At 59.5% G+C, this 12241-nt stretch carries 10 protein-coding genes and 3 tRNA genes; 8 read left to right on the top strand and 5 right to left on the bottom strand.

Annotation, left to right across the window (positions count from 1 at the left end; genetic code table 11):
• Positions 1-7: 7 nt before the first annotated feature.
• From cpoB to AC6I8F_RS13375, 4 genes are all read left to right on the top strand, one after another.
• Positions 8-799 carry a cell division protein CpoB gene (cpoB, locus tag AC6I8F_RS13390; RefSeq protein ID WP_058757869.1) on the top strand — a complete coding sequence of 264 codons (792 nt, stop codon included), beginning with the start codon at positions 8-10 and terminating at the stop codon, positions 797-799.
• 166 nt (positions 800-965) lie between these two features.
• A tRNA-Lys gene (locus AC6I8F_RS13385) sits at positions 966-1041 on the top strand.
• Between the two features lie 50 nt (positions 1042-1091).
• Positions 1092-1167, top strand: a tRNA-Lys gene (locus AC6I8F_RS13380).
• Positions 1168-1199: 32 nt separating this feature from the next.
• Positions 1200-1275 (top strand) — tRNA-Lys (locus tag AC6I8F_RS13375).
• Positions 1276-1724: 449 nt separating this feature from the next.
• Here AC6I8F_RS13375 and AC6I8F_RS13370 read toward each other — a convergent pair.
• Positions 1725-3191: an AlkA N-terminal domain-containing protein gene (locus AC6I8F_RS13370; protein ID WP_498028802.1), complete on the bottom strand. Its 1467-nt coding sequence runs from the start codon at positions 3189-3191 to the stop codon at positions 1725-1727.
• A gap of 158 nt (positions 3192-3349) precedes the next feature.
• Here AC6I8F_RS13370 and AC6I8F_RS13365 point away from each other — a divergent pair, with 158 nt between their 5' ends.
• The 3 genes from AC6I8F_RS13365 to pnuC all read left to right on the top strand — a co-directional run bounded on the left by AC6I8F_RS13365 (position 3350) and on the right by pnuC (position 5798).
• Positions 3350-3865, top strand: coding sequence for a methylated-DNA--[protein]-cysteine S-methyltransferase (locus AC6I8F_RS13365; protein WP_021508524.1), 516 nt, complete (start codon positions 3350-3352; stop codon positions 3863-3865).
• A 126-nt stretch (positions 3866-3991) separates the two neighbouring features.
• The gene (gene nadA, locus AC6I8F_RS13360) at positions 3992-5053 is read left to right on the top strand and encodes a quinolinate synthase NadA (protein WP_498028110.1); all 1062 of its coding nucleotides are present in this window, start codon (positions 3992-3994) and stop codon (positions 5051-5053) included.
• A gap of 25 nt (positions 5054-5078) precedes the next feature.
• Positions 5079-5798: a nicotinamide riboside transporter PnuC gene (gene pnuC, locus AC6I8F_RS13355; protein ID WP_058781268.1), complete on the top strand. Its 720-nt coding sequence runs from the start codon at positions 5079-5081 to the stop codon at positions 5796-5798.
• Here the strand turns inward: pnuC and zitB are convergent.
• The 4 genes from zitB to AC6I8F_RS13335 all read right to left on the bottom strand — a co-directional run bounded on the left by zitB (position 5795) and on the right by AC6I8F_RS13335 (position 10835).
• Positions 5795-6751: a CDF family zinc transporter ZitB gene (gene zitB, locus AC6I8F_RS13350; RefSeq protein WP_021508521.1), complete on the bottom strand. Its 957-nt coding sequence runs from the start codon at positions 6749-6751 to the stop codon at positions 5795-5797. The genes pnuC and zitB overlap by 4 nt on opposite strands.
• Positions 6726-9806, bottom strand: a complete 3081-nt coding sequence (locus AC6I8F_RS13345; RefSeq protein WP_498028109.1) for an ATP-binding protein — start codon at positions 9804-9806, stop codon at positions 6726-6728. The genes zitB and AC6I8F_RS13345 overlap by 26 nt, the downstream gene beginning before the upstream one ends.
• On the bottom strand, positions 9788-10372 hold the full coding sequence (locus AC6I8F_RS13340) for a response regulator transcription factor (RefSeq protein ID WP_021508519.1): 585 nt from the start codon (positions 10370-10372) through the stop codon (positions 9788-9790). The genes AC6I8F_RS13345 and AC6I8F_RS13340 overlap by 19 nt, the downstream gene beginning before the upstream one ends.
• 103 nt (positions 10373-10475) lie before the next feature.
• Positions 10476-10835, bottom strand: a complete 360-nt coding sequence (locus tag AC6I8F_RS13335; protein ID WP_058757861.1) for a YbgS-like family protein — start codon at positions 10833-10835, stop codon at positions 10476-10478.
• Between the two features lie 294 nt (positions 10836-11129).
• On the opposite strand from AC6I8F_RS13335, the gene aroG reads away from it, so the two are divergent.
• Positions 11130-12182, top strand: coding sequence for a 3-deoxy-7-phosphoheptulonate synthase AroG (aroG, locus tag AC6I8F_RS13330; RefSeq protein WP_021508517.1), 1053 nt, complete (start codon positions 11130-11132; stop codon positions 12180-12182).
• The last annotated feature ends 59 nt before the right edge of the window (positions 12183-12241 follow it).

The following is a 12241-nucleotide window of genomic DNA, read 5'->3' as shown; positions in this document are numbered from 1 at the left end:
GAATCACATGATTAGTAACTTCAGACTTCATCTGTTGAGTCTGTCGTTACTGGTTGGCGTAGCGGCCCCCTGGGCCGCTAATGCCCAGGCGTCAATCAGTAGCGTTGGCTCAGGCTCGGTCGAAGACCGTGTCACCACTCTTGAACGTATCTCCAATGCCCAGGCTCAGCTTCTGCAGCAGTTGCAGCAGCAGATGAGTGATAACCAAAGCGATATCGATTCGCTGCGCGGGCAGATCCAGCAGAACAGTTATCAGCTTAATCAGGTGATTGAGCGGCAGAAGCAGCTTTATCAGCAGATCGACAGTCTGAGCAGCAGTAATGGTGCACAGGCCAGCGGTGGTGCGGATGCAGCAGCCGGTGCCGCAGCGGGAAACGCTGATGCGGGGAGCAGCAATACGGCTGCCGCTGCACCCGCACAAACCGGCGATGCCAACACCGATTACAATGCTGCCGTTGCGCTGATTCTTGAGAAGAAACAGTACGACCAGGCGATTACTGCGCTGCAGGCGTGGGTGAAGAAGTATCCGGACTCCACCTATCAGCCGAATGCTAATTACTGGCTGGGTCAGTTGTTTTACAACAAAGGCAAAAAGGACGATGCGGCCTACTATTTTGCCACTGTAGTTAAAAACTACCCGAAATCGCCAAAAGCGGCGGAAGCGCTGTTTAAGGTTGGGGTGATCATGCAGGAGAAGAACGATACAGCAAAAGCGAAAGCGGTCTACCAGCAGGTGATCAAACAGTTCCCTAACTCTGAGTCTGCTAAGCAGGCACAAAAACGGCTCGCTGCGATGTAATTGCTGCAGTTAAGACCGGATTTCGTCTGATTTCTGGTCTTGCCGCATGAAAGGTAAGCAGTTGAGACATTTAGCGGAAAATAAGGGTTGCGCCCTCCCGCTAAATCAGTAATATATGCCGCCGTTGCCGGGACATATCTTAACAAGTATCGGCAGCACTGAAGATGGGTCGTTAGCTCAGTTGGTAGAGCAGTTGACTTTTAATCAATTGGTCGCAGGTTCGAATCCTGCACGACCCACCATCTCAACCGTTCAGTTTTGATGTCACTTCAGTTTGCTTCACAACCTTGATGGGTCGTTAGCTCAGTTGGTAGAGCAGTTGACTTTTAATCAATTGGTCGCAGGTTCGAATCCTGCACGACCCACCATCAAGTCGAAAGTTGTAAGCCACTTCCCGAGCGGGTCGTTAGCTCAGTTGGTAGAGCAGTTGACTTTTAATCAATTGGTCGCAGGTTCGAATCCTGCACGACCCACCAGTTATGTAGAAAGGCGCCCTAAAGGCGCCTTTTTGCTTTTTTACGTTTTTTACAGTGTTAGATGGGTTGCTTTGAGATTGTGCACCGGCCAGATAAGGCGGGGCGGATCGCAAAGGAACCTCACATCCCTGTGGATCGGCCTCGCCATCCATGGCTCGGACGCTTCGCTCCTCCGCCCCCGCCTTAACTGGCCATCAAGCCTTGTCATTGCTTTAGATAATCGCACCCATGCTCAAAGAAGACGGAAGGGCCGGGCGGTGGAGTAAAGCTTCCGGCGCATGGACAAAAATGCCGGGAGCATTTTTGAACAACGCGTAGCGTTGGCCCACGAGTGGGCGAGCCTCAGGGATGAGGCGAGTAAACCGCCGGCAGAGCCTACAGGGACGTATTCACGGCGACTTTACGGAACCGCCCGGTTCTTTCGGCTGGCTGCAAGGTTTCAAGCTGATCTACTTTTTTACCTTATCCGGCGTCAGGCTCTTCCAGATATGCAGCACCGCGTAACTGCGCCACGGGCGCCACACCTGCGACATCTGCTCTGCGACTTTTGCGCTCACGCCGCCGAGATTATTGCGGATCGCTATGTCCTCTTTCGGAAAGGCATCCGGCCAGCGCAGGGCGCGCATGGCGATATAACTCGCTGTCCATGGCCCGACCCCCTTCAGCGCCAGCAACTGCTGCTGCACCACGTCCGGATTTACCGCGCCATTGAAGCGCAGCGCTCCTGAGGCGCAGGACTCGGCCAGTGCCTTGATCGCCTGCGCGCGGGCGCTCACAATGCCGAGGCTGGCGATATCATCCAGGGTGGCAGTAGCCAGTGATTCGGCCTCTGGCGGTAAGCGGGAGAGTGCAGGCCACGGCGTGGTGAGGGGCGCGCCAAAACGCTCCGCCACGCGACTGCTCAGCGTCGTCGCGGCTTTCACCGTCACCTGCTGGCCGAGGATGGCGCGGACCGCCAGCTCGAAGCCGTCAAACGCACCAGGAACGCGTAAGCCGGGATAGCGTGCCAGACTCGCAGCTAATAGCGGATCCTGGCTGAGCTGCTCGCTGATGCGCTGTGGCTGGGCATCCAGATCAAACAGATCGCGCAAGCGGCGCAGCAGGGCAGGCAGCACCGGCGTCAGCGTGGTGGTAAATTGCACCTTCAGCGCCTGCTTCTCCGGCAAATGGCTAATGCGTACCCAGCCACGACACTGACCGAGCGCCACAGTACGATGATAAACGCCCTCGCTGACCCACTCGACTTGCTTCATCACGCGCTGTTGCAGGAAATCGAGGATGGCGTCCCAGTCATAAGGAGGCCGGTAGCTGAGGCGCAGTTCGGCGCTCTCCTGCTCACCATTCAGGGCTTCCGTCTGAATCTGCTTACGCAGACGCGATGGCGTCATGCGATAGCGAGCCTGAAACACGTCGTTAAAACGGCGCAGACTGCGAAAACCGCTGGCATAGGCAATTTCGGTCACCGGCAATGCGGTTTCAGTCAGTAGCTGCTTCGCCAGCAGCATGCGCCGGGTTTGCCGCAGTTCAAGTGGCGACACGCCCAGCTCCTGCTGAATCACCCGTCTTAGCTGGCGTTCACTCAGGTCAAACTCGCTGGCGATCTCAGCCAGCGTCTCCTGTTCTTCCAGTAAGCCTTCTTCGATACGGCGAATCAGCCGGTCGGCGATGCGATGATGGCTATCGACCGGTGCCGAACCAGGTGCCAGCTCGGGACGACAGCGCAGGCAGGGGCGAAAGTGCGCCTTTTCAGCCGCTTCGGCACTGGTGAAAAACAGGCAGTTCTTCTGCATCGGCGCTTTCACCGGACAGATCGGACGGCAGTAAATACCGGTGGAGGTCACGCCGACAAAAAACACCCCGTCGAAACGGCTGTCGCGCGCCGTCAGCGCCTGATAGGCAATTTCAGGATCAAACATCATCGTCTCCGGCAAATAAACACCATCGTCGCGCAGGTGCGGATGGAAAACTGGCTGCTTTCGGACAGCTAACCAGTTTATGCTCATGGCCGAAAACAGCCAGTTTCGCCGCGCAAAAGTGCGATAATCATCCGCATAGCCCACGCCGGAGGTGCAACATGTATCACGCTAAAATCATTACCACGCCCGTCGGAGAACTGACGCTCATTGCCACGGATCGCGGTCTGTCAGCCATTTTATGGGAAAACGAAGGCGCGCAGCGCGTGCCGCTGAAACCGATCGCGCGTAACGACCAGCATCCGATTCTCTGTGAGGCTGAGCGCCAGCTGCGCCAGTACTTTGCCGGCGAGCGCCAGCAGTTTGACATGCCTTACGACACCGTTGGCACTGCGTTTCAGAAAAAGGTCTGGCAGGCGCTGCTCACCATTCCGTTTGGTGAAACCCGCAGCTATCTGCAAATCGCGGAGCAGATCGGCAACCCGAAAGCGGTACGCGCCGTCGGGGCTGCCAACGGTAAAAATCCGTTGTCGATCATGGCGCCCTGTCATCGCGTTATCGGCAGCAACGGTAAGCTCACCGGCTTTGCAGGCGGCCTGGCGGTAAAAGCTTTTCTGCTTGAGCTGGAAAGCCCACAACAGGCGCAGGCTGGCGCGCAGCTGGTACTTCCCGCATAAAAATCACACGACAGGCTCGGTGTAATCCGCTATTGTGTTTAGCATATAAAACACGATGGCGGATTTAATGCCGCATCATCGTCCTGCTGGGCGATTTTGTTAAATCGATAAAACGAGAGCCGTGTCATGAGTGCAACGTTAGATGCTGAAAGCGCCATTTATCCCTTCCCGCCGAAACCGGCGCGCCTCAGCTCACAGGAAAAAGCCGGTTACATCGAAGAAATTAAACGTCTGCTCAAAGCACGCGATGCGGTGATGGTGGCGCATTACTACACCGATCCGGAAATCCAGGCGCTGGCCGAAGAGACCGGCGGCTGCGTGGCGGATTCTCTCGAGATGGCGCGCTTTGGCAGCCAGCATCCGGCGCAAACGCTGCTGGTGGCCGGCGTCCGTTTCATGGGCGAAACCGCCAAAATCCTTAGCCCGGAAAAAACCGTGCTGATGCCCACGCTGCAGGCGGAGTGCTCGCTTGACCTTGGTTGCCCGATTGACGAATTTAACCGCTTCTGCGATGCGCATCCGGATCGGACCGTGGTGGTGTATGCCAACACGTCGGCGGCGGTAAAAGCACGCGCCGATTGGGTGGTGACGTCCAGCATTGCGGTTGAGCTGATTGAACACCTCGACAGTCGCGGTGAGAAAATTATCTGGGCACCGGACCGCCATCTGGGCCGTTACGTCACGCAGCAAACCGGCGCTGATGTGCTGTGCTGGCAGGGCGCCTGCATCGTGCATGATGAGTTCAAAACCCAGGCGCTGCAGCGCATGAAAGCGCTCTATCCTGACGCGGCGGTGCTGGTGCACCCGGAGTCACCGCAGGCGATCGTCGACCTGGCCGATGCGGTCGGTTCCACCAGCCAGCTGATTCAGGCCGCCAAAACGCTGCCGCATCCACAGATGATTGTGGCGACCGATCGCGGCATCTTTTACAAAATGCAGCAGGCGGTACCGGATAAAGAGTTACTGGAAGCGCCAACCGCCGGCGAAGGCGCGACCTGCCGCAGCTGTGCGCACTGTCCGTGGATGGCGATGAATGGCCTGCAGGCCATCGCTGAAGGGCTGGCGCACGGCGGCGCACAGCATGAGATCCACGTTGATGCCGCGCTGCGTCAGGCGGCGTTACTGCCGCTCAACCGCATGCTAGACTTTGCAGCACAACTCAAACTTACGCTGAAAGGGAACGCCTGAGGCGGCTTGCAGACAGGTGAAGATGATGGACTTCTTTAGCACACACAATATCCTGGTACATATTCCTATTGGTGTCGGCGGCTACGATCTGTCATGGATTGAAGCGATCGGTACGCTGGCCGGCCTGCTGTGTATCTGGCTCGCCAGCCAGGAAAAAATCATCAACTACCTGTTTGGTCTGATTAACGTCACGCTGTTTGCGGTGATTTTCTTTCAGATTCAGCTGTATGCCAGCCTGCTGCTGCAGCTGTTCTTCTTTGTTGCTAATGTGTACGGCTGGTACGCGTGGAGCCGGCAGACCAGCAGCCATGAAGCGGCGCTGAAAATCCGCTGGCTGCCGCTGCCGAAAGCCATCGGCTGGGGCGCCGCCTGCGTGATCGCCATTGCGCTGATGACGCACTATATCGACCCGGTATTCGCTTTCCTCACGCGCACCGCGGTGGGTCTGATGCAGTCGCTCGGCCTTAACGTGGTGATGCCGCAGCTGCAGCCAGATGCCTTCCCGTTCTGGGATTCCTGCATGATGGTGCTGTCGATTGTGGCGATGATCCTGATGACGCGCAAATACGTCGAGAACTGGCTGCTGTGGGTGGTAATCAACGTTATCAGCGTGATGATCTTTGCGCGTCAGGGCGTGTATGCTATGGCGCTGGAGTACGCCATTCTGACGCTGATCGCGCTGAACGGCACGCGCCTGTGGATGCAGAGCGCACGGGAACAGGGTTCGCGCGCGCTGTCCCATTAGTGGTGGTGATGCGCGTGGCCTTCCAGCGCTGCGTGCTCGTGCTGCGTGCCGCTCTCCTCGCATAACTCGCAGTCCGGGCCGACGCAGGGCTGATACTCCATCTGCACCGTGGCATGGGCAATCTGATAATGCTGGTGCAGATACTGATGAATACGTCGCAGCAGGCCGTCGTGATCGTACGGCGGAATCACCTGCACGTGCAGCGTCAGTACCGGCTTTTCGCCCACCTGCCACACATGCACATGATGCACATTACGCACTTCATCAATGTGACGCGTCAGCGCCCGCGCCAGCTTATCCACGTCGATATGCGTCGGTGCGCCTTCCAGCAGCTCGTGCAGGCTCTCGCGCAGCAGCGCCCAGCCACTGCGCACCACCAGCAGCGCCACCAGCAGTGACAGAATCGGATCGATTGGCGTCCAGCCGGTCAGCATGATGATCACTGCCGCCACGATTGCGCCCACCGAACCGAGCAGATCGCCCAGCACGTGCAGCGCGGCAGCACGCACGTTGAGATTCTTCTCTTCGCTGCCGCGGTGCAGCAGCCAGAATGACAGCAGATTCGCCAGCAGGCCGGCAATGGCGATGCCGAGCATCAGGCCGCCTTCAATCGGCTCGGGCTGGTAAAAACGGCGCAGTGCTTCCCAGACGATCAGGACGGTAATCACCAGCAGCGCGATGGCGTTAACAAACGCGGCCAGCGTGGTAAGACGCAGCAAGCCAAAGGTGTGACGCGCATTCGGTTTGCGCCGGGCGAACTGCACGGCCAGCAGCGCCATCAGCAGCGCGGCGGCGTCGGTGAGCATATGTCCGGCATCGGCCAGCAGCGCCAGCGAGCCGGACACCAGTCCACCGATAACCTCGGCAACCATAAACAGCGCGGTGACGCCAAACGCGGCGGCGAGACGCGTGCGGTTGCCGCCGTGCTCACTGTGAGAATGAGTGTGTGCCATAACGTTCCAGTTGGTTAAGTAGCCTGTTCGTTAATGATATCAGTAAATTGAGATTATCACGGTCAGGCTGATGCTGTTTTGCCGCGTCGGCCAGCTGCTGGCAGTGGGCGGCCACGTCGTCAATGCCGAGCATCAGCCAGCTGCCTTTCAGGCGGTGCGCCGCGCGCGCCAGCTGGGGCCAGTCTGCGGCCGCGCTCGCCTGCAGCAGCGCATCACGATCCTGCTGCAGCGTACGCTGCAGGGTGTGGCAAATACGCGGGATGAAAGCCGGATTGTGCTGCGCCAGAATCTGCAGGCTGTCCGGCAGCACCTGCAGCGGATCGCGCACTGCCTGCGCCAGCAGCGGTGCAATATCCCGCAGCGTCACCGGCTTGACCAGCTGCGCTTCGTGCGCCTGCAGTGGCAGTTTCAGCAGCTGTACGTCGGCGGAGCACAGTATGCGCAGCGCAGGCTGCTCGCGCTGGCGCTGACGGCGGCGCAGGATGCGTAGCAGCGTCAGGCCATCCGGGCGTGGCATCATCTGGTCGATAAACAGCACATCAAACGGCTGCTGCGCATCGGCCCGCAGCAGTTCGCGGCCATCCTCAAACACCGCCGCAGTAATGCCAAAGCTCGCCAGCTGCTGCTGCATCACCAGCAGATTGGTCGGGTGATCGTCGACAATCGCCACGCGCAGCTGCGGATAGTGCGGCCAGTGCGTGGCGTCATCCGCCGCCGTCGCCGCACAGGGTTCCAGCGGCAGGCGCACGCTCACCGTGGTGCCCTGCTGCGGTGCGGAGTGCAGCGACAGCGTGCCGCCCATGCGCTGTACAATCTCGCGACAGATAAACAGCCCGAGGCCGCTGCCCTGCACCGCATGGCGCTTGCCCGACGGCGCCTGATACCACGGTTCAAACAGCTGCGCCTGCTCGCTGAGCGGAATGCCGCTGCCGCTGTCGCTCACCGTCAGCGCGATATCCCCGGCGACCGCCAGCGTCAGGCGAATTTCGCCGTGGCGGGTAAATTTCAGTGCATTGGCCACCAGGTTGTTCACCACCTGCTGCAGGCGATCGCTGTCGAGCATCACGCTGGCCGGCAGCGGCGTCAGCGCCGCTACGTGCAGCTGTGGCCCGCCATCGCGCATCAGCGGGTGGTAAAACTGTTGTTGCTGCTGTAGCCATAGCGTGAGATCGAGCGGGCGCGGCGTGAGGCGGAAGCTGTGATTCTCGATGCGCGCATGATCCTGCAGGTCGTTCAGCAGCGTCATCAGCGACCGTGCGCTGCTGTGCATCAGATCGAGCCGCGCGCTCGGATGCTGCTGCTGTTCCAGCTCCAGCAGACCCAGAATCGCCTGCATCGGCGTGCGCAGCTCGTGGCTGGCGGTGGCGAGAAACTGGCTTTTAGCGGCATTGGCGCGCTCTGCCTGCTCGCGCTGTAACCGCTCACGCCGCTGCTGCAGATAACGGCGCAGCAGCAATACCAGCAACAGCAGGATGATCACGGCGGCCGCAATTAAAATCAGCAGCGGCACATTGCGCATCGTCATGGTGGTGCCGGGCTGCGGCGGCTGCGACCAGCTGACGCGCATCTGGTTCAGCGTATCCGCCGGAATCTGCTGCAGCGCATGGTCGAGCAGGGCGCTCAGCTGCGGCTGCTGAGCGCTCACCTGCGGCGCCAGCGGCCAGGCGATATCGCTGGCCACAAACGCGAGATGCACGCGGTTGCCCTCATGGCTGGCCATGCGCCAGCGCGCCGACAGCACGTTATCCACCACTGCATCAATCTGGCCAGTGTTGAGGGCCTGCCACAGCTGGGCGCGATCGTCGAACAGCTGAGGCGCGATCTCAGCCGGAAGCAGACGCTGCGCCAGATCGCCACGCAGCACGCCGACGCGCTGAGCGTGCAGCGCGGACCAGTCCATCGGCTGCCTGTCGGACAGCGTGTAAATGCCCCAGATGGCGCGCCACACCGGCAGCGCGGTGCGGTTAGCATCGTCCCCGTACAGCGGCTGTAACAGGTTGAGCATCACCTGCTGCTGCTGCAACAGACTGGCGGCCTGCTGCGGATTATTGACCCAGCGCGGCGTGAAACGCAGGCCGGTGCTCTGGCTCAGGGCGTTAAGCAGGTCAATACCGAAGCCGCGCGCGTTGCCGCTGGCATCGCGATAGCTCCATGGCGCGTTATCGCTCTCGGCGGCATAAGGGATGGCATCCTGCTGCGCCAGCCACTGTTTCTCTTCGCCCGTCAGCATCAGGGTTTGCGTATCCTGATAGCGCAACAGCGGCGGACTCCAGCGCTGCTGCACGCGATTGCTGAACTCCGCTGGCAGCAAACGCAGCTGGCGGTTGAGCCAGGCAATCAGCGCCGGATCGCGCGTCAGTGCGCGCAGCGACAGCTCGCCGGCACCGGGATCGGCGGTGATTTGATAAATCTGTCCCTGCTGCAGCTGGCCGAGCAGGAAACCGGCACTGGCTTCATCGGCCACCAGATAGTCACTCTGCTGGTTCAGCAGCGCATACAGCGCCTGTAAATTGCCGGGCAGCGTCTGCCAGCGGTGACGATGTGCAAAGTTTTCCGGCAGCTGCGCCAGCGTGTCGGCGGCGATGGTCAGCTGAGCGTTGTCACTGTTGAACATCACCGCGCGCTGGTTGTCGCGATTGCGGTAGATGCGCATCGGGCTGGTGAACCAGCTATCGCTGGTCAGTACGTCGGCGGGCAGATCGCGCTGGCGGGTGCTCAGCACCATATCCACGTCGCCACGCTGCAGCGCCGCCAGCTGGGCGGCAAAGTCAGGATAGCCGTGCAGGCTGAATGTGCTGCCGCTCAGCTGGCTGAGGGCGCTGAGATAATCGGCATCAATGCCCCAGATGCGATCGCCAATGCGCATCGCCCAGGGCGCGCTGTTTTGCGCCGGCACCGCCACGCGCAGCACCGGTCCTGGCCACGGCTCGGCGTGCGGCGCGGGCATCATGGCGGGCAGCATCACGCTGCTGGCGGGCTGCAATCCGGCGCGCGCCAGCAGACTGAAAAACAGCGCGAACAGCAGCAGCCAGCGTGTCACTGCTGCGCTTTCCACAGTTCTGCCAGCTCGACTACCGACTGCACACCGGTCTTCTCAAGGATATTTTTTTTGTGGGTGCTGACGGTTTTATTGCTGATGTGCAGCTGTTCGCCAATCTGAATATTCGACAGCCCGCGCACCAGCAGCGCGACAATCTGCTGCTCTTTCTCCGTGAGCGGTAGCGCAATGCGCTCCGGCAGCGGCGGAAACGCCTGCTGGCCGCCCAGCACCGCCAGAATCGCGCTCAGCAACTGCGCCATGCTTTGACTCTTCACCACATAGCCGGCCGCGCCGAGCGAGGCGGCGCTGAGCAGCGTGTGACGGCTCTGCTGGGCCGAGTAAATCAGCACCGGACACTGCGGATGGCGCGCGCGCAGACGGCGCAGCAGCTCCAGACCATCGCTATCCGGCAGGCCGATATCCAGCACAATCAGGTCAATATGATGCTGTTGCAGCAGCTGGCGCGCCTGGGCTTCGTCACCGGCGGCGTACAGCTGTAATGGAATAGGGGCGTTGAGGCAGGCCGCTTCCAGCGCGACTTCAACTAAAGGGTGATCATCGATAAGCAGCAGCGCGGCCATGAAACAGTTCCTGTGAATTTCATAGCGTTAGCATAGCGGAAATAGGGCAGGGGAAAAACAACAGGGCGAGCCGAAGCTCGCCCTGCATCACGCTCCGCGTGGATTACTGCGTGGTGCCGTCAGTTTTGTGTTTAACGTGACCACCGCCTTCCTTGGTTTCAACTTTCTTGTTCATATCCGGGCAGCGACCATCTTTACACATGGTATTTTTGTGTTCCTGGCTGGCCGACATATTGCCAGAGGTGGTACCAGAAGTCGCGGCACCGTTGGTGTTCATGCTGCCGTTATTAATGTTGCTATTATCAACATTATTTGGCGGCAAATTCTCTTTCGCGCCGCCCGCGGCTGCGCCGGCTTCTGCTGACGCATTCGCCTGGCCGTTGTTGTTATCCGCAGCCAGTGCTGCGCCGCTGCCCAAAGTCATCGCTGCCGTCAGAAAAATCAATGCAAACTTATTCATCATTATGCTCCTGTAATAAATGGATAGTTGCCGCGTGACACCCGCTGGTGCTGTTTGACGAAAAAAGCGTGCCGCGACGGAATTTAATTCCGTCATGAGTGTTCGGCATGAATATAAATAGCGAAAGCACCTCATTCCTCAGTGCTTACGTTTAAAAAGCTTAGTTCAGAAACGAATAAATGCAAATCTGAGCGAGCCATTTGCGCACAGGACATAATTTACACCTGGTGCCTGAAGGGATACATTGGACGGGTTGCGCCCGGCGTACGCAGGGCCAGAAATTTGAATGGAATAAGTATGGATTACCAGAACGACGATTTACGCATCAGAGAGATCAAAGAGTTACTGCCCCCTGTTGCGCTGCTGGAAAAATTCCCCGCCACCGATAACGCTGCTCAAACCGTTGCCCAGGCCCGCCAGGCCATTCACCGCATTCTGCACGGTGAAGATGACCGCCTGCTGGTAGTGATTGGGCCATGCTCCATCCACGATACGCAGGCGGCCAAAGAGTATGCCGCTCGCTTGCTGACGTTGCGCGAGGAGCTGAAGGGTGAACTGGAAGTAGTGATGCGCGTGTACTTTGAAAAACCGCGTACCACGGTGGGCTGGAAAGGGCTGATCAACGATCCTTACATGGACGGTAGCTTCCAGATTAACGACGGCCTGCGCCTGGCGCGTAAGCTGCTGGTGGATATCAACGACACCGGACTGCCGGCTGCCGGTGAGTTCCTCGACATGATCACGCCGCAATACATGGCGGATTTGATGAGCTGGGGCGCCATTGGTGCGCGTACTACCGAATCGCAGGTGCACCGCGAGCTCTCGTCCGGGCTCTCCTGTCCGGTTGGCTTCAAAAACGGCACTGACGGCACCATCAAAGTGGCGATCGATGCCATCGGTGCTGCCAGCGCGCCGCACTGCTTCCTGTCGGTCACCAAATATGGTCATTCGGCGATTGTCGAAACCAGCGGTAATGAAGATTGCCACATCATTCTGCGCGGCGGCAAAGAGCCAAACTACAGTGCGGAACACGTTGCGGCGGTGAAAACCGGGCTGGAAAAAGCGGGCCTGCGTCCACAGGTGATGATCGACTTCAGCCACGCCAACAGCAGCAAGCAGTTCCAGCGTCAGATGGTGGTGGCCGCAGACGTGGCGCAGCAGATTGCCGGCGGCGAGCAGGCGATTACCGGCGTGATGATTGAGAGCCACCTGGTGGAAGGCAACCAGAGCCTCGACAGCGGCAAACCGCTGGTGTACGGCCAGAGCGTCACCGACGCCTGTATTGGCTGGGACGACACGGAAAAAGCGCTGCGTCAGCTGGCGCAGGCGATCAAAACCCGTCGCGGCTAACGGCAGCGCACGGCATAAAAAAAGGCCAGACTCGCGTCTGGCCTTTTGCGTTTCAGCGT

Source organism: gamma proteobacterium symbiont of Axiagastus rosmarus (assembly GCF_059730925.1).
This window is presented reverse-complemented; position numbering and strand designations above follow the sequence as displayed.

What these genes read in the sequence shown, in the direction of transcription:
- aroG (WP_021508517.1), top strand. Translation starts at nt 11,130, where the DNA reads ATGGATTACCAGAACGACGATTTACGCATCAGAGAGATCAAAGAGTTA.
- AC6I8F_RS13335 (WP_058757861.1), bottom strand. Translation starts at nt 10,835, where the DNA reads ATGATGAATAAGTTTGCATTGATTTTTCTGACGGCAGCGATGACTTTG.
- AC6I8F_RS13365 (WP_021508524.1), top strand. Translation starts at nt 3,350, where the DNA reads ATGTATCACGCTAAAATCATTACCACGCCCGTCGGAGAACTGACGCTC.
- nadA (WP_498028110.1), top strand. Translation starts at nt 3,992, where the DNA reads ATGAGTGCAACGTTAGATGCTGAAAGCGCCATTTATCCCTTCCCGCCG.
- cpoB (WP_058757869.1), top strand. Translation starts at nt 8, where the DNA reads ATGATTAGTAACTTCAGACTTCATCTGTTGAGTCTGTCGTTACTGGTT.
- pnuC (WP_058781268.1), top strand. Translation starts at nt 5,079, where the DNA reads ATGGACTTCTTTAGCACACACAATATCCTGGTACATATTCCTATTGGT.
- AC6I8F_RS13340 (WP_021508519.1), bottom strand. Translation starts at nt 10,372, where the DNA reads ATGGCCGCGCTGCTGCTTATCGATGATCACCCTTTAGTTGAAGTCGCG.
- zitB (WP_021508521.1), bottom strand. Translation starts at nt 6,751, where the DNA reads ATGGCACACACTCATTCTCACAGTGAGCACGGCGGCAACCGCACGCGT.
- AC6I8F_RS13370 (WP_498028802.1), bottom strand. Translation starts at nt 3,191, where the DNA reads ATGTTTGATCCTGAAATTGCCTATCAGGCGCTGACGGCGCGCGACAGC.